The 16,143-nt window shown below is 57.0% G+C and carries 14 protein-coding genes; 4 read left to right on the top strand and 10 right to left on the bottom strand.

Going from position 1 to position 16,143, the window contains the following annotated elements; translation table 11 throughout:
• Positions 1-663: an exodeoxyribonuclease X gene (gene exoX, locus WFN61_RS12455; protein ID WP_144818633.1), complete on the top strand. Its 663-nt coding sequence runs from the start codon at positions 1-3 to the stop codon at positions 661-663.
• Here exoX and ptrB read toward each other — a convergent pair.
• The 4 genes from ptrB to WFN61_RS12435 all read right to left on the bottom strand — a co-directional run bounded on the left by ptrB (position 660) and on the right by WFN61_RS12435 (position 4,277).
• Positions 660-2,717 (bottom strand): oligopeptidase B, encoded by a 2,058-nt coding sequence (gene ptrB, locus WFN61_RS12450; RefSeq protein ID WP_337038726.1) that lies wholly within the window; start codon positions 2,715-2,717, stop codon positions 660-662. The two genes, exoX and ptrB, sit on opposite strands and share 4 nt — an antisense overlap.
• A gap of 84 nt (positions 2,718-2,801) precedes the next feature.
• A complete protein-coding gene (locus tag WFN61_RS12445) occupies positions 2,802-3,461 on the bottom strand; it encodes a tellurite resistance TerB family protein (RefSeq protein WP_222888151.1) in 660 nt (219 codons plus the stop codon).
• A gap of 94 nt (positions 3,462-3,555) precedes the next feature.
• Positions 3,556-3,903, bottom strand: a complete 348-nt coding sequence (gene yebF / locus WFN61_RS12440; RefSeq protein ID WP_144818627.1) for a protein YebF — start codon at positions 3,901-3,903, stop codon at positions 3,556-3,558.
• A gap of 65 nt (positions 3,904-3,968) precedes the next feature.
• Positions 3,969-4,277, bottom strand: coding sequence for a YebG family protein (locus WFN61_RS12435; RefSeq protein WP_144818625.1), 309 nt, complete (start codon positions 4,275-4,277; stop codon positions 3,969-3,971).
• A gap of 130 nt (positions 4,278-4,407) precedes the next feature.
• Here WFN61_RS12435 and purT point away from each other — a divergent pair, with 130 nt between their 5' ends.
• On the top strand, positions 4,408-5,586 hold the full coding sequence (purT, locus tag WFN61_RS12430; RefSeq protein ID WP_144818624.1) for a formate-dependent phosphoribosylglycinamide formyltransferase: 1,179 nt from the start codon (positions 4,408-4,410) through the stop codon (positions 5,584-5,586).
• A 43-nt stretch (positions 5,587-5,629) separates the two neighbouring features.
• Here purT and kdgA read toward each other — a convergent pair whose 3' ends face one another.
• The 3 genes from kdgA to zwf all read right to left on the bottom strand — a co-directional run bounded on the left by kdgA (position 5,630) and on the right by zwf (position 9,857).
• The gene (kdgA, locus tag WFN61_RS12425) at positions 5,630-6,271 is read right to left on the bottom strand and encodes a bifunctional 4-hydroxy-2-oxoglutarate aldolase/2-dehydro-3-deoxy-phosphogluconate aldolase (RefSeq protein WP_042391344.1); all 642 of its coding nucleotides are present in this window, start codon (positions 6,269-6,271) and stop codon (positions 5,630-5,632) included.
• Between the two features lie 40 nt (positions 6,272-6,311).
• The gene (edd, locus tag WFN61_RS12420; protein WP_238085025.1) at positions 6,312-8,123 is read right to left on the bottom strand and encodes a phosphogluconate dehydratase; all 1,812 of its coding nucleotides are present in this window, start codon (positions 8,121-8,123) and stop codon (positions 6,312-6,314) included.
• A 258-nt stretch (positions 8,124-8,381) separates the two neighbouring features.
• Entirely contained in the window at positions 8,382-9,857 is a 1,476-nt protein-coding gene (zwf, locus tag WFN61_RS12415; protein WP_144818620.1) for a glucose-6-phosphate dehydrogenase, read from the bottom strand.
• A gap of 345 nt (positions 9,858-10,202) precedes the next feature.
• On the opposite strand from zwf, the gene WFN61_RS12410 reads away from it, so the two are divergent.
• Both WFN61_RS12410 and pyk read left to right on the top strand, forming a co-directional pair.
• On the top strand, positions 10,203-11,072 hold the full coding sequence (locus tag WFN61_RS12410) for a MurR/RpiR family transcriptional regulator (protein WP_238085593.1): 870 nt from the start codon (positions 10,203-10,205) through the stop codon (positions 11,070-11,072).
• Positions 11,073-11,198: 126 nt separating this feature from the next.
• A complete protein-coding gene (gene pyk, locus WFN61_RS12405) occupies positions 11,199-12,641 on the top strand; it encodes a pyruvate kinase (RefSeq protein ID WP_257757927.1) in 1,443 nt (480 codons plus the stop codon).
• 55 nt (positions 12,642-12,696) lie between these two features.
• On the opposite strand, the gene lpxM is transcribed toward pyk, so the two are convergent.
• The 3 genes from lpxM to znuA form a co-directional block, all read right to left on the bottom strand.
• The gene (lpxM, locus tag WFN61_RS12400; protein WP_257757929.1) at positions 12,697-13,668 is read right to left on the bottom strand and encodes a lauroyl-Kdo(2)-lipid IV(A) myristoyltransferase; all 972 of its coding nucleotides are present in this window, start codon (positions 13,666-13,668) and stop codon (positions 12,697-12,699) included.
• A 146-nt stretch (positions 13,669-13,814) separates the two neighbouring features.
• Positions 13,815-15,140 (bottom strand): murein DD-endopeptidase MepM, encoded by a 1,326-nt coding sequence (gene mepM / locus WFN61_RS12395; RefSeq protein ID WP_144818613.1) that lies wholly within the window; start codon positions 15,138-15,140, stop codon positions 13,815-13,817.
• 15 nt (positions 15,141-15,155) lie between these two features.
• Positions 15,156-16,100: a zinc ABC transporter substrate-binding protein ZnuA gene (gene znuA, locus WFN61_RS12390; protein ID WP_337038725.1), complete on the bottom strand. Its 945-nt coding sequence runs from the start codon at positions 16,098-16,100 to the stop codon at positions 15,156-15,158.
• Between the last annotated feature and the right edge of the window lie 43 nt (positions 16,101-16,143).

Here is a 16,143-nt window from a genome sequence, read left to right as displayed (position 1 = left end):
ATGTTACGCGTAATCGATACTGAAACCTGTGGCCTGCAGGGCGGCATCGTTGAAATTGCTTCGGTGGATGTCATCGACGGTCAGATTGTGAACCCGATGAGCCACCTTGTGCGTCCGGATCGCCCTATCAGCCATCAGGCGATGGCCATCCACCGCATCACCGAAGAGATGGTCGCCGATCAGCCGTGGATCGAAGAGATACTGCCCCACTACCTGGGCAGCAGCTGGTACGTGGCGCACAACGCCAGCTTCGACCGCCGCGTACTGCCCGAGATGCCCGGCGAGTGGATTTGCACCATGAAGCTGGCCCGTCGCCTGTGGCCGGGGATCCAGTACAGCAACATGGCGCTCTACAAGTCGCGTAAGCTGAACGTACAGACGCCGCCGGGGCTGCATCATCACCGGGCGCTGTATGATTGCTACATCACCGCCGCGCTGCTGATTGACATCATGGAAACGTCGGGCTGGACGCCGGACCAAATGGCGACGATTACCGGTCGCCCTGCCCTGATGACGACTTTTACCTTTGGCAAATATCGCGGCAAAGCGGTATCCGAGATCGCCGACCGCGATCCGGGCTACCTGCGCTGGCTATATAACAACCTGGAGCGCATGAGCCCCGAACTGCGGCTGACGTTAAAGCACTATCTCGACGAAAACTAGCTTTTCTTGCCGGGCAGCGTGCCCTGTGCCAGTGCCACCAGGAAAGCGAACTCCAGCGCGACGCCTTCATAGGATTTAAAGCGGCCTGATTTCCCACCGTGGCCTGCGTCCATATCCGTACACAGCAGCAGCAGGTTATCGTCAGTTTTCGTTGCCCGCAGCTTCGCGACCCACTTGGCTGGCTCCCAGTACTGCACCTGGGAGTCATGCAGGCCGGTTGTTACCAGCAGATGCGGATAGGCCTGGGCGCTCACGTTATCGTACGGGCTATAGCTTTTCATGTAGTGATAATAGATCTCGTCCTGCGGATTGCCCCACTCCTCAAACTCACCGGTGGTTAACGGAATCGACTCATCCAGCATGGTGGTCACCACGTCCACAAAGGGCACCTGAGCGATCGCCCCATGGAACAGGCCTGGGCGCTCGTTAATCACCGTGCCGATCAGCATCCCGCCGGCGCTGCCGCCCATGCCGTAGCAGTAGCGTGTAGAGCCGTAGCCCTGCGCCAGCAGGGCGTCACAGACGTCTATATAGTCGTTGAAGGTATTTCTCTTTTTAAGGAACTTACCGTCCTCATACCAATGCTGACCCAACTCGCCGCCGCCGCGAATATGGGCGATGGCATAGACAAAGCCACGATCAAGCAGGCTCAGGCGGCTGCTGCTAAAATCGGCATCGATGCTGGTGCCGTAGGAGCCATAGCCGTAGACCAGCAGCGGATTCTGTCCCTTACGGAAGTGTTTTTGGTTATAAACCAGCGAGACGGGAACTTCTACGCCGTCGCGCGCCTTGATCCACAGATGTTCGCTGCGGTACTGGCTGGAATCAAAGCCGTGGACCTCGGCCTGCTTGAGTACCCGCCGTTCACCGGTATCCATATCCAGCTCAAACAGCGTATCTGGCGTTGTCATAGAGGAGTAGCCGTAGCGCAGCCGGGAGGTTTCCGGCTCTGGATTATAGGCCAGCCAGGTCACATAGGCCGGATCGTCAAAGGCGATGCCGGTGACCTCGCGGGTTTTACGGTTGATCTGTCGCAGACTGGTTAAGCCACGCTGGCGCTCTTCCACCACCAGCCAGTCGGTAAACAGCGTAAAGCCCTCCAGCATGATGTGATCCCGGGGCGGGATCAGCACCTCCCACTGCTTATCGTTACGCACCTTGGTGCGATAGAGGCCGAAGTTTTTCCCCTCGCGATTTGAGCGCAGATAGAACGTGTGCTGGTAGTGGTCGAGATTGTACTCATGATCTTTGCGGCGGGGCAGAAACATAATGGGCTGGGCATCCGGCAGTTCAGCATCCAGCAGCAGACATTCGCTGGTCGTGGCGCTGGCCAGGTAGATAATTACATAGTGCTGGGAGGTCGTCTTATGCAGGCTAACGTAGAAAGTCTCATCCTTCTCCTCGTAGACCAGCTCGTCCTGACAGGCAGGCGTACCGATGGTGTGCCGCCATACCTGATAAGGCAGCAGGGTTTTGGCATGCTTACGCACATAGTAGAGCGTTTCAGAGTCGTTGATCCAGACGAAGTCGGGCGTGACGTTATCCAGCATCTCTGGATACCAGTTCCCAGTATCCAGATTACGAAAACGCAGGCCGTACTGCCGCCGGGAGAGGTAGTCCTCCGCCAGCGCCATAATCTTATTGTCCGGCGACACGGCCAGCCCGCCAAGGGTATAGAACTCACTGTGCGCGGCCCGCTTGTTGGCATCCAGCAGCACCTGCCACTCATCCCACTCGCTGCTGAGCACTGACTGGCGCTGATAGATAGCGTACTCGCACCCCGGCTCATAGACGTGCCGGTAGCGGTAGCCGTTGCGGGTATAGGGGGCGGAAACTTCGCGCTGGGGGAGACGGTCGACTATCTCTTTGAGCAGGCGATCCTGTAACGCCTGCTGCGAGGCCATGACGTCGCGCCCGTAGTCATTCTCCTGGTGCAGATAATCCAGGACATCCTGATCCGAACGCGTATCGTCGCGCAGCCAGTAGTAGTCGTCTGTTCGCGTGTCGCCATGCTGAGTCATGACGTGCGGTACTTTTTTTGCTTTTGGTGGCATAGCGTTATCTTTTCAGTTTACACCCTATAAGGGTGGCAAAACCCACGCATGTTGCAAGCGAAACGCGCCACCAACGCGTGTAAGCTAGCCTGGCAGCGCGCTTTTTTGTGCTTTAAGGTCCTGTTCAATGCCGTCACGCACGTCCTGAGGGATCTTCAAAGCGTCACCGAGGGCGTTAAGATAGCTGCGCTCCATAAAGTGATCGATATCGATCGCCGCACAGCTGAGGAAGTACAGCTCCAGCGCCTCCTCCTCGTTACGCACGTCACGAGCCAGCCGTTGCGGATCGAGAGGCTGCTCGATAGCCTGCGCCACCAGCGCTCTGCCCTGCTCCTCAACCCCCGCCTCGCGCATTTGCAGATCGATGGCTTCGCGCTCGCGCGCATCAATGTGGCCGTCGCTTTTCGCGGCAAAGACCAATGCCAGGATGAGACGTTCGGTGCGCACATCCAGCGGCGAGCTCTGCTGACCAAACTGCGGCTCATCCTGATGCGTACTACGCACGCGATCTTTGTATTTGTTCCACAACACCGTGCCAGCAACGGCCCCGCCGCCCATCAGCAGCGCGCTGGTACCGTATTTCGTGAGCAGCTTACGGGAAGAGGAGTTCGAGACCAGCAGGCCCGCCAGGCCACCCAGTGCGCCGGGCACCAGCAGCTTGCTAAGTCCCTGTCCGTCACCCGATGAGGCGGACGCCCCTTTCTGGCCCAGCAGCGACTGTAATTGATTCATCCAGTTAGTCATAATTCCCTCGCTTATTCTGTGTCAAACCACAGAGTAAGCGAGGGGTTGTCAGGAAATGTCTAAGCTGACTAAAGAAGCGAAAAGGCGGGGAGGGTTAACGATGGGTATAGACGGCCTTGCCACCTTTGCAGTCAACCGCTACCTGATAGTGGATATCGGTGTTTTTGCCGCGAACGGTCAGCGGAACGGTCCACTTATCCTGTTTACCAGTAATCTCTTTGACGTTGATCCAGGCAACAGGATCGGCCTGCCCCAGCGTCTCCTGGTCATCGGCCCAGCGCGCAATGCGATTTTGCTGGTAGTCGCGCTTGACGCTGGCGGCGATACCGGCGGCATCCAGCCCTTCACAGCTGGGAAACTTCACTGATTTACTATTGGCAGCCTGTACGCTAACGCTGCCGGCCAGCAAGGCAAGGCCGAGCAGTAATCCTGATTTGTTCATGCTTATCTCCTGTGCGCATAACCCACACAAAGCATGGTACAAATTACCGGCAGCGCAAGCTGCGGTTAGGCTACTTTGCTACGCTTCGCCGTCGGCATATCCGTTACGGTATCGCTTTTCATTGGCGCGGCATCAGGATCCGGCAGCTTACCCGAGCGGAATACCGCACTGAGGGTCTCTTTCTGCTCCGCCAGCCACAGCGCCATCTGCTCACGCTGCGCGTCATCAAACGCAACGGGGGCATTTACCAGCACGCCTTCCAGTACTTCCGCCAGATCGAGCATTTTGTCGTACGCATCGGCTTCCTTTTTGCTGGCAAAAGACATTTTTTCCTCACCTTCGCGGATTACCACGTATTTGACTTCAACCGCCATAATGCAGCCTCATTTACCTGTTTATTTATACAGTATAATAGTAAGCATTTCCCCGCTGAAATGCAAGCCGAAAAAAGACACGCAAACGTTTTCGTGTATAATAGTCCGAAATTTTTAAGGGGTTGAGAGTATGACTTTTTTAGGTACGGCGCTGCGTCCGGCAGCCACGCGTGTAATGCTGTTAGGCTCTGGTGAGCTGGGTAAAGAGGTGGCGATTGAGTGCCAGCGCCTGGGTATTGAAGTGATTGCGGTGGACCGCTATGCGGATGCCCCGGCAATGCACGTCGCCCATCGTTCATACGTGATCAACATGCTGGACGGTGAGGCGTTAAAAGCGCTGGTGGCGCAGGAGAAACCGGATTTTATCGTGCCGGAGATCGAAGCTATCGCCACGGATACGCTGCTTGAGCTTGAGGCCCAGGGCCAACAGGTTGTGCCCTGCGCCCGTGCCGCGAAGCTGACCATGAACCGGGAGGGGATCCGCCGCCTGGCCGCTGAAGAGCTGAGCCTGCCTACCTCAACCTACCGCTTCGCCGACAGCGAAGTCGCGTTCACAGAAGCGGTTGCGGCGCTCGGCCTGCCGTGCATTATCAAGCCGGTGATGAGTTCGTCCGGCAAGGGCCAGAGCTTTATTCGCAGCGCCGATGAGCTGCACGATGCCTGGCAGTACGCCCAGCTTGGCGGGCGCGCCGGAGCGGGACGCGTCATTGTCGAAGGCGTGGTGAAGTTTGACTTTGAAATTACGCTCCTGACCGTGAGCGCCGTTGACGGGGTGCACTTCTGTGACCCTATCGGCCATCGTCAGGAGGATGGCGACTACCGTGAATCCTGGCAGCCGCAGCAGATGAGCGAGCTGGCTCTCTCCCGCGCCCAGGCTATTGCCGAGGAAGTGGTGCTGGCGCTGGGCGGCTATGGTCTGTTCGGCGTGGAGCTGTTTGTCTGCGGCGACGAGGTGATCTTCAGCGAGGTGTCACCGCGTCCACACGATACCGGCATGGTCACGCTGATCTCCCAGGATCTTTCAGAGTTTGCTCTGCACGTCCGCGCCTTCCTCGGTCTGCCGGTAGGCGGCGTACGTCAGTATGGCCCCTCCGCCTCGGCGGTGATCCTGCCCGCGTTGAAGAGCGATAACGTGTGCTTCGATAACGTACAGGCGGCGGTGGGCGCGGGTCTTCAGCTGCGCCTGTTCGGCAAGCCGGAGATCGACGGCACGCGGCGATTAGGCGTGGCGTTAGCCACCGGTGAAAGCGTAGAGGATGCGGTAGAACGGGCGAAAAGCGCCGCCGCGAGCGTGAGGGTGAAGGGATAAAAAAACGGGCCTAAGGGCCCGTTTTTTCACGCTATCACCACGATTACTGCTGCGCGCCTTCTACCGCTTCGCGAGCCAGTTTGGTAATGCGATCGTAGTCACCCGCTTCCAGCGCGTCAGCCGGTACCAGCCATGAGCCACCGATGCACAGCACGCTTTTCAGTGCCAGATAGTCACGGTAGTTCGCCGGAGAGATGCCGCCGGTCGGGCAGAAACGGACCTGCGAGAACGGGCCAGCAATCGCCTGCAGCGCTTTGGTGCCGCCGTTGGCTTCCGCCGGGAAGAATTTAAACTCTTTCAGACCGTAGTCGAGGCCGAGCATCAGTTCAGACACGGTGCTGATGCCAGGGATCAGCGGAATGGTGCCTTCGGTTGCTGCCTTCAGCAGCGGCTCGGTCAGGCCCGGGCTGATAGCAAACTGCGCGCCTGCTTCGGTCACTTCCGCCAGCTGCTGCGGGTTCAGTACCGTACCGGCACCAATGATTGCTTCCGGGACCTCTTTCGCAATGGCGCGGATCGCATCCATGGCGCAGGCGGTACGCAGAGTGACTTCCAGCACGCGAACGCCGCCGGCCACCAGGGCTTTCGCCATCGGTACTGCATGTTCCAGTTTGTTCACCACGATAACCGGTACAACAGGACCCGTTTTCAGGATTGCTTCAGCACTCGTTTTCCAGTTTTTCATCAGAGTTTTTCTCTCGCCCGATCTAAAAAAATTAATCAGTTTAAAAAGTGATACAGGTTGCGCCCTGCTCCGCACCGGAGAGTTTTTCACGCAGTGCGCTAAACATTTCGCGGCCAGTACCGACACGCGCGCTACTCAGGTCAGGAATGTGCGGCTGACGTGCAGCAAGCTCGGTTTCATCCACCAGCAGAGTAAGCTCCCCTGTCTGTCCATTTACGCGGATGATATCGCCCTCGCGTACTTTTGCCAGCAACCCGCCGTCATACGCTTCTGGTGTCACATGGATCGCCGACGGTACTTTACCTGATGCGCCGGAGAGCCGTCCATCGGTGACTAATGCGATTTTGAAACGGCGGTCCAATAATACACCAAGTGGCGGCATCAGTTTATGTAATTCTGGCATGCCGTTCGCTTTTGGCCCTTGATGTCGGACAACAACCACGCAGTCACGGTCAAGCAGACCGGCTTCAAAAGCCGGCAACACGTCGTGCTGGCTCTCAAAAATCACCGCCGGGGCCTCGACGACCTGGTTCTCTACCGGAACGGCGGAGGTTTTCATCACTGCGCGTCCCAGGTTGCCACTGAGCACTTTCGTGCCGCCATGGTGCGAGAAGGGCTTATCGATAGAGGCAATGATATCGCTGTCCAGCGACGCGCTGGCCCCCTCGCGCCAGTCCAGTTCGCCCTCGTTCAACCAGGGCTCAAGGGTGTAGCGTGACAGGCCGTGGCCGACCACGGTATTCACATCCTCGTGCAGCAGGCCGCCCTTCAGCAGTTCGCGCATCAGCACCGGAACACCGCCTGCCGCCTGGAAATGGTTGATATCCGCCGGGCCGTTCGGGTACAGGCGTGCCATCAGAGGCACCACCTCGGAGAGTTCAGAGAAGTCATCCCAGTTGACGATAATGCCCGCCGCCCGCGCCATCGCCACCAGGTGCATGGTGTGGTTAGTGGAGCCGCCGGTCGCCAACAGGGCGACGATACCGTTAACCACCACCTTCTCATCAATCATCTTGCCGAGCGGCATCCACTCGTTACCGTTGCCGGTCAGACGCGTCACCTGGCGTGCGGCCGCCACGGTCAGGGCTTCACGCAGCGGCGCGTCAGGATGCACAAATGACGAGCCAGGCAGCTGCATGCCCATAAATTCAATGACCATCTGGTTCGTATTGGCCGTACCGTAGAAGGTACAGGTGCCGGGTGCATGGTAGGAAGCCGCCTCGGACTCCAGCAGGGCCATGCGGTCGACTTTGCCTTCCGCATAAAGCTGGCGGATCCGCACCTTCTCTTTATTGGGCAGGCCGCTGGCCATCGGGCCTGACGGCACAAACAGGGCCGGCAGATGACCAAACGACAGCGCGGCCATCGCCAGGCCCGGGACGATTTTATCGCAGACGCCCAGGTAGAGCGCGCCGTCAAACATATTATGCGACAGGCCGACCGCGGCAGACATAGCGATCACTTCCCGGCTAAGGAGAGAGAGCTCCATCCCGTCCTGACCCTGGGTCACGCCATCGCACATGGCGGGTACGCCGCCCGCGACCTGGCCTACGGCGTTAACCGAATGCAGCGCTTTACGAATAATGTCAGGGTAGCGTTCATAGGGCTGATGCGCGGAGAGCATATCGTTGTAGGAGGTAATAATGGCGACATTGTTACGCAGCATGCTTTTCAGCGAGGCCTTATCCTCCGGCTGGCAGGCGGCAAAACCGTGGGCCAGGTTACCGCAGGCCAGCGACGAACGATGAACGGTACTGCTTTTCGCTTGTTCGATGCGGGCAAGGTAAGCGCTGCGGGTGGCATGAGAACGATCGATAATACGTTTTGTTACCCGTAACAATGTCGAGTTCATAAAGGCTCCTGAAAATAAGGTGTCCCGGACGGCAGCGTGGTCATAAAACAGAGGGGGCATAAACCACTCATCCACCGCAGGCCGGAGGCAAAATCGCTTCAGCCAGTGTAATAAAAAAAGCGTTACGGGTGAATCCAGGGGCGATGCAAAAGAGCGAAAATTGTGCGGGAATCTGTGTTAGATCATGTTACCGGTAAAATAGAGGGGCAATAAACAAAAAAAACGGCCCCGTAGGGCCGTCTTAACAGAACGCGTTGGTTACTCGAATTCGTTCCAGGAGCGACCGTCGCGGGTGATCATCGCCACCGACGCCACTGGACCCCAGGTACCGGCCTGGTAAGGCTTCGGTGATTCGTTATCCATCGCCCAGGCTTCGGTAATGGAGTCGACCCATTTCCACGCCTCTTCTACCTCGTCGCGACGCACGAACAGCGCCTGGATGCCGCGCATCGTCTCCAGCAGCAGACGCTCGTAAGCATCCGCAAGATGGCTTTCGTTAAAGGTTTCGGAGTAGCTCAGATCCAGCTTAGTGGTTTGCAGGTTATGCTTGTGATCGAGACCCGGAACCTTGTTGAGGATCTGGATGTCCACGCCCTCGTCCGGCTGCAGGCGGATGGTGAGCTTATTCTGGGGCAGATCCTGCCAGGACTCTTTGAACAGGTTCAGCGGCGGGGTTTTAAAGTAGACCACCACTTCAGAGCACTTGGTCGGCAGGCGTTTGCCGGTACGCAGGTAGAACGGCACGTCGGCCCAGCGCCAGTCATCGATATCTACGCGGATCGCCACGAAGGTTTCGGTGTTGCTGGTTTTGTTTGCGCCCTCTTCTTCCAGGTAGCCCGGCACCTTCTTGCCCTGGGCAAAACCGGCGGTGTACTGACCGCGTACGGTTTTTTCACGCACGTTGGAACGGTCAATACGGCGCAAAGATTTCAGCACCTTCACTTTCGCATCACGAATGCTGTCCGCAGAGAGATCCGACGGCGGCGACATGGCGATCATGCAGAGAACCTGGAGCAGGTGGTTCTGGATCATGTCGCGCATCTGCCCGGCCTGGTCGAAATAGCCCCAGCGGCCTTCAATGCCCACCTCTTCCGCCACGGTGATCTCCACGTGGTCGATGGTGCGGTTGTCCCAGTTGTTGACGAACAGCGAGTTGGCAAAGCGCAGCGCCAGCAGGTTCAGCACCGTCTCTTTACCAAGGTAGTGGTCGATACGGTAAACCTGGCACTCTTCAAAGTATTCGCCCACCTGATCGTTGATTTCACGAGAGGTGTCGAGGGAGGTGCCCAGCGGTTTTTCCATTACCACGCGCGCTGGCTTGGCGTTGAGTTTTGCTTCACCCAGGCCTTTGCAGATAGCGCCAAAGGTGCTCGGCGGCATGGCAAAGTAGTTGATGGTAACGCGGTTCTTCTGATCGAGCATGTCACCGAGACGGGTAAATGCGGTGGTATCGTTTACGTCAAGGTTACAGAAATCGAGGCGTCCGCTGAGCGTATCCCAGAGGCTTTCATCGATTTTCTCTTTCATGAAGGTCTCGAGCGCTTCACGCACGATTTCGGTGTACTTCTCTTTGTCCCAGTCCGCACGCCCTACCCCAAGGATACGCGTCTCCGGGTGGATCTGGCCTGCTTTTTCAAGCTGATACAGGGAAGGCAGCAATTTCCGGCGTGCAAGATCGCCTTTCGCGCCGAAAATGACCAGGTCACATGCCTGGGCTGTTTGCGTTACCGCCATGTCATTCTCCTCAGTTGGCTGCCCCGGTACTTTCGCCAGGGCATAGCTGTAATTTTATTACACTGCACTGTACTGCTTTTACGTAAAACCCGAAACCGTTACCGCTTATCCTCCCGTGCGCTTTCGCTCAGGCGGCTAAAAATTGGGTAAATCGCCCTGAAAAATCAGGGATTTTGTCTGGAATCGAGTAGCTAAAATCCGACTCTGATCATGTAATGAAAAAAAACAACAAATTTTCCCGCTGTTCTTTACCTTTCCTGGCCCCACAAGGGTAATATCGACTGAACCGCAGCACAATTTCATCCGTTGTTGAAGTTGATTTTAGCCATGGGCACCCCGTTAATAATGAACATGCTGGAAAAAATTCAGTCTCAGCTGGAACACCTTAGCAAATCCGAACGAAAAGTGGCGGAAGTCATACTCACCTCGCCGGATCAGGCCATTCACTCCAGCATCGCTGCGCTGGCACACGAGGCCGGAGTCAGCGAGCCCACGGTAAACCGTTTCTGCCGCAGCATGGAAACCCGTGGCTTCCCGGATTTCAAGCTGCATCTCGCCCAGAGTCTGGCTAACGGCACGCCCTATGTTAATCGCAATGTCGATGAAGATGACAGCGTTGAGGCCTATACGGGTAAAATATTTGAGTCGGCAATGGCCAGCCTGGACCATGTCCGCCAGTCGCTGGATATGCCCGCCGTCAACCGCGCCGTCGACCTGCTCACCCAGGCGAAGAAGATCGCCTTCTTTGGCCTTGGCTCTTCGGCGGCGGTTGCGCACGACGCCATGAACAAATTCTTCCGCTTCAACGTGCCGGTGGTCTACACCGATGACATTGTGCTGCAGCGCATGAGCTGTATGAACTGCAACGAAGATGATGTCGTGGTGCTGATCTCCCACACCGGCCGGACCAAAAGCCTGGTGGAGCTGGCGCAGCTGGCCCGCGAGAGCGATGCCATGGTCATTGCCATCACCTCTGCGGGAACGCCGTTGGCCCGGGAAGCGACGCTGGCGATCACTCTGGACGTGCCAGAAGATACCGACATCTATATGCCGATGGTGTCGCGTCTGGCGCAGCTCACGGTCATCGACGTGCTGGCAACAGGCTTTACTCTGCGTCGGGGAGCAAAATTCAGAGATAACTTGAAGCGAGTCAAGGAAGCGCTTAAAGAATCGCGTTTTGATAAGGAGCTCCTGACCGGGAGCGATAAACATTAAACTTTTATAACAGCGTTGTAATTCATTACGGCATTCGGTTAAGTTTTTGATTTGCCAAATCGGCGCGCAGAACTGCCGAATTCATATTCACGCAACACCTGGTTGTTTCAGTCAACGGAGTAATACATGTCCAGAAGGCTTCGCAGAACTAAAATCGTTACCACCCTGGGTCCAGCTACCGACCGCGATAATAACCTCGAAAAGATCATCGCTGCTGGCGCTAACGTGGTACGTATGAACTTCTCCCACGGCACGCCAGAAGATCACAAGCTGCGTGCAGATAAAGTGCGCGAGATTGCGGCAAAACTGGGACGTCATGTTGCTATTCTTGGTGACCTGCAGGGTCCAAAAATTCGTGTATCGACCTTTAAAGAGGGGAAGGTATTCCTCAACATTGGCGACAAGTTCCTGCTTGATGCCAATCTCGGTAAAGGCGAAGGTGATAAAGAGCGCGTCGGCATTGACTATAAAGGCCTGCCTGCGGACGTGGTTCCCGGCGACATTCTTCTGCTCGACGACGGTCGCGTACAGCTGAAGGTCATTGAAGTTCAGGGCATGAAGGTCTTTACCGAAGTGACCGTTGGCGGTCCACTGTCGAATAACAAAGGCATCAACAAGCTGGGCGGCGGTCTCTCCGCCGAGGCGCTGACCGACAAAGACAAAGCCGATATCGTCACCGCTGCGCAGATTGGCGTTGATTATCTGGCCGTCTCCTTCCCGCGCTGCGGAGAAGACCTGAACTACGCGCGCCGCCTGGCGCGTGATGCAGGCTGCGATGCCAAAATCGTTGCCAAGGTTGAGCGTGCGGAAGCCGTCTGTGACCAGGACGCTATGGACGACGTGATCCTCGCCTCTGACGTGGTGATGGTGGCCCGTGGCGACCTCGGCGTTGAGATTGGCGACCCGGAGCTGGTGGGCATTCAGAAGGCGCTGATCCGCCGCGCACGCCAGCTTAACCGCTCGGTGATCACCGCGACCCAGATGATGGAGTCGATGATCACCAACCCGATGCCAACCCGTGCCGAAGTGATGGACGTCGCCAACGCCGTGCTGGATGGTACCGATGCCGTGATGCTCTCTGCCGAGACCGCTGCTGGCCAGTATCCTGCGGAAACCGTGGCCGCGATGGCCCGCGTCTGCCTGGGTGCCGAGAAGATCCCCAGCATCAACGTCTCTAAACACCGCCTCGATATCCAGTTCGAGAACGTGGAAGAGGCCATTGCGATGTCAGCGATGTATGCCGCAAACCACCTGAAGGGTGTGACCGCCATTATCACCATGACCGAGTCGGGCCGTACCGCGCTGATGACCTCGCGCATCAGCTCCGGTCTGCCGATCTTCGCCATGTCACGCCATGAGCGCACCCTGAACCTGACGGCACTCTACCGTGGTGTCACCCCGGTGTACTTCGACAGCAACAACGACGGCGTGGCCGCTGCCCACGATGCGGTCAATCTGCTGCGCGACAAGGGCTATCTGATCTCCGGCGATCTGGTTATCGTGACCCAGGGCGATGTGATGGGCACCATCGGTACCACCAACACCACCCGCATCCTGACCGTGGAATAAAATCCACCCGGGTTAATAAAAAACCTCTCACAGGTGAGAGGTTTTTTTTCGTCTGCTATTTCCTCGGAAACAGCTCTTTACGCTTGTAGGGCTCCTGTTCGCCCGGCCTGCGTGTCTTAAGCAGTTTTAGGATCCAGGTGTACTGCTCCGGATTCGGACTGACGAGATGCTCTACCTCTTCATTCATCCGTCTGGCGATGGTGTTATCGTCAGCGTCCAGCAGATCGTCCATGGGCGGCCTGACCACGATCGTCAGGCTATGCGTCTTGCTGTCATAAACCGGGAACAGCGGCACAACGCGGGCGCGGCAGACTTTCATCAGGCGGCCAACGGCAGGCAGCGTCGCTTTATAGGTCGCAAAGAAGTCGACGAACTCGCTCTGCTCCGCGCCATGATCCTGATCGGGCAGGTAGTAACCCCAGTAGCCCTGGCGTATGGATTGAATAAAGGGTTTGATCCCGCTGTTGCGCGGGTGCAGACGCCCGCCAAAGCGGAGGCGCACTTTATTCCAGACGTAATCGAGCACCTTATTACCCTGGTTATGGAACATGGCAGCGATTGGCCGCCCCTGGGAGGCCATCAGCATCGCCGGAATATCCACGCCCCAGCCGTGCGGTACCAGCAGGATCACGTTCTCACCGTTGCGCTGCATCTCGTCGATAATCTCTTTGCCCTGCCAGTGAATACGACCGGCAACCTTCTTCGGGCCGCGTATCGCCAGCTCAGCCATCAGCACCATTGACTGGGGAGCCGTAGCAAACATCTTATCAACAATCGCTTCCCGCTCGGCTACGCTCTTCTCAGGAAAGCAGTAGAGCAGGTTAATTTGCGCCCGGCGGCGAGCGCTTTTACCCAGTCGTCCACCTAAATGCCCCAGCTTGCCCAGCAGCGGATCGCGTACCGAGGCCGGTATAAGCGATACGCCTGCCAGCGCGAGAACCCCCAGCCATGCGCCCCAGTAGCGCGGCTGCAGGAACTCCTTTTCAAACTGAGGAATGTATTCGCTGTTATTTTTTTTCGTTTCCATGCATCTTCCGGGAGCCGACAGACTCGGGTCAGAGAAATAACCAGGTATCAATTGAGGTGATAGTTTAGCGACACCTCTGGCTTCGCACAAAAGAAAAAGCCGGTGCCCATGGGCGACCGGCTTTCATAGCGCTTCTTTAGGGCACGCTAGTCGAAGCGCAGCTGAGGCATAACCTCTTTCACCTGCGCCAGGTAGTCGCGGCGATCGCTGCCGGTCAACCCTTCGGTACGCGGCAGCTTAGCCGTTAATGGGTTGACCGCCTGCTGGTTGATCCACACCTCATAGTGCAGGTGCGGGCCGGTTGAGCGGCCGGTATTACCCGAGAGCGCGATACGATCGCCCCGCTTCACCTTCTGGCCATCTTTCACCAGCAGCTTGCGCAGGTGCATATAGCGCGTGGTGTAGGTCCGCCCGTGACGAATCGCCACGTAGTAGCCTGCCGCACCGCTGCGCTTGGCCGTGACGACTTCGCCATCACCCACCGCCAGCACCGGCGTGCCCTGCGGCATGGCAAAATCTACCCCTTTATGCGGGGCAACGCGGCCGGTCACCGGGTTCAGACGACGCGGGTTAAAGTTTGACGATACGCGGAACTGTTTAGAGGTGGGGAAACGCATAAAGCCTTTCGCCAGCCCGGTGCCGTTCCGATCGTAGAATTTGCCATCTTCAGCGCGGATAGCGTAGTAGTCTTTACCGTCCGAGCGCAGTCGTACGCCAAGCAGCTGGCTCTGCTCGCGCTTGCCGTCGAGCATTTCACGCGACATCAACACCGAGAACTCATCACCCTTTTTCAGCTTGCGCAGATCTACCTGCCACTGCATGGCTTTGATCACCGAGCTGATTTCACCGCTGTTCAGGCCCGCTTCTTTGGCGCTGGCAACGAAGCTGCTGCCAACCGCGCCTTTCAGCGTGGTGTTAACCCAATCGCCCTGCTGAACTTCACTGCTCATTTTAAATGCGCCGCTCTCCGTGCGGTCGTAGGTGCGGGTTTCACGGCGCGACATCTCCCAGGTCAGGCGCTGCAGATCGCCATCGGCGGTGAGCGTCCAGGAGATTTGCTGGCCGATCTTCAAATTACGCAGCTCTTTATCGGCGCTGGCGAGCTGGGTGACATCGCCCATATCCATACCGTACTGGGTCAGAATGCTGCTGAGCGTATCGCCGGTAGAGACAACGTACTCATGCACGCCCGCCTCGTTGCCGGTTTTATCATCCAGCTCATCCTGGGGGATCTCTTCGACTTCATCAGGCATCGACTGATCGATAGGCTCACTGGCTTCCGGCAGCAGCGAACGGATCTCGCTCTTCTCCAGCTCAATGGCTTTGACAATCGGGGCAGAGTCGGGGTGGTAGACATAGGGCCGCCAGACGGCGACCGCTAATGTGAGAACAGTAAGCGACCCCAGCATAACGCGATGGGGTCGGGGCAAATTGTTAAATGCCAGGGCGACAGAGCGGGCTATCTGTTGCACGTATTCACTTCCTCGTTAATCTCCTTTCAGGCAGCTCGCATACTGGTTTGAGAGTTGTTTCAAAAATTGCGCGTAGCTGGTTTTACTCAGCGCAATATTGGTGCCCAGAGGATCTAAAGTCCCCATACGCACAGACGTTCCTCTCGCAACAGATTCAACGACCGCTGGCCTGAACTGTGGCTCAGCAAAAACGCAGGTTGCTTTTTGCTCAACTAACTGTGTTCTGATTTCATGTAAACGCTGCGCACCGGGCTGAATTTCAGGGTTAACGGTGAAATGGCCGAGCGGCGTCAGACCATAGTGTTTTTCGTAGTAGCCATAGGCATCATGAAAAACGAAATACCCTTTCCCCTTCACGGGTGCGAGCTCAGTGCCGACCTGCTTATCGGTTTCGGCTAATTGTGCCTCAAAATCGCGCAGGTTGGCGTCAAGCTTGGCTCGACTTTGCGGCATAACTTCCACTAATTTTTGATGGATTGCAACCGCAGCCAGGCGGGCTACCTCCGGGGACATCCAAATGTGCATGTTATACTCGCCATGATGGTGATGTTCGTCACCATTTTCCCCGTGGTGGTCATGACCTTCATGCTCATCTTCGTCATGCTCGCTGCCTTTCATCAGCAGCGGCTTCACGCCTGGCAGCTCGCCAATGGCCAGCTGCTTCTGCGCCGGCAGCTGCTGGGTCGGCTTCTGCATGAAGGCTTCCATGTCCGGCCCGACCCAAACCACTAAGTCCGCGCTTTGTAAGCGTTTTACATCCGAAGGACGCAATGAGTAATCATGCTCAGAGGCACCGTCCGGCAGTAATACTTCTGTCTGAGTGACGCCGTCAGTAATAGCAGCGGCAATAAAGCCGACAGGCTTAAGCGAAGCGACAACGGCGGCGTTGGCGGGAGAGAGTGTCAGGCTCATTAGAGCGGTGGAGATTGCAGCGCAAAGAAGCGTATTTTTATGTAACATAATGCGACTAATCATCGTAACAAGTGGGTGGAATGTGATATTA

Source organism: Pseudescherichia sp. AS216 (assembly GCF_037152055.1).
In the GTDB taxonomy this organism is placed as follows: Bacteria; Pseudomonadota; Gammaproteobacteria; order Enterobacterales; family Enterobacteriaceae; genus Pseudescherichia.
Note: the sequence above shows the minus strand (reverse complement) of the source record. Positions and strands in the feature narration are given on the sequence as shown.

Excerpts from the sequence above, each read along its gene's own strand:
- zwf (WP_144818620.1), bottom strand. The coding sequence starts at position 9,857 with ATGGCGGTAACGCAAACAGCCCAGGCATGTGACCTGGTCATTTTCGGC.
- WFN61_RS12410 (WP_238085593.1), top strand. The coding sequence starts at position 10,203 with ATGAACATGCTGGAAAAAATTCAGTCTCAGCTGGAACACCTTAGCAAA.
- WFN61_RS12435 (WP_144818625.1), bottom strand. The coding sequence starts at position 4,277 with ATGGCGGTTGAAGTCAAATACGTGGTAATCCGCGAAGGTGAGGAAAAA.
- lpxM (WP_257757929.1), bottom strand. The coding sequence starts at position 13,668 with ATGGAAACGAAAAAAAATAACAGCGAATACATTCCTCAGTTTGAAAAG.
- kdgA (WP_042391344.1), bottom strand. The coding sequence starts at position 6,271 with ATGAAAAACTGGAAAACGAGTGCTGAAGCAATCCTGAAAACGGGTCCT.
- purT (WP_144818624.1), top strand. The coding sequence starts at position 4,408 with ATGACTTTTTTAGGTACGGCGCTGCGTCCGGCAGCCACGCGTGTAATG.
- WFN61_RS12445 (WP_222888151.1), bottom strand. The coding sequence starts at position 3,461 with ATGACTAACTGGATGAATCAATTACAGTCGCTGCTGGGCCAGAAAGGG.
- pyk (WP_257757927.1), top strand. The coding sequence starts at position 11,199 with ATGTCCAGAAGGCTTCGCAGAACTAAAATCGTTACCACCCTGGGTCCA.
- ptrB (WP_337038726.1), bottom strand. The coding sequence starts at position 2,717 with ATGCCACCAAAAGCAAAAAAAGTACCGCACGTCATGACTCAGCATGGC.
- exoX (WP_144818633.1), top strand. The coding sequence starts at position 1 with ATGTTACGCGTAATCGATACTGAAACCTGTGGCCTGCAGGGCGGCATC.
- edd (WP_238085025.1), bottom strand. The coding sequence starts at position 8,123 with ATGAACTCGACATTGTTACGGGTAACAAAACGTATTATCGATCGTTCT.
- yebF (WP_144818627.1), bottom strand. The coding sequence starts at position 3,903 with ATGAACAAATCAGGATTACTGCTCGGCCTTGCCTTGCTGGCCGGCAGC.
- znuA (WP_337038725.1), bottom strand. The coding sequence starts at position 16,100 with ATGTTACATAAAAATACGCTTCTTTGCGCTGCAATCTCCACCGCTCTA.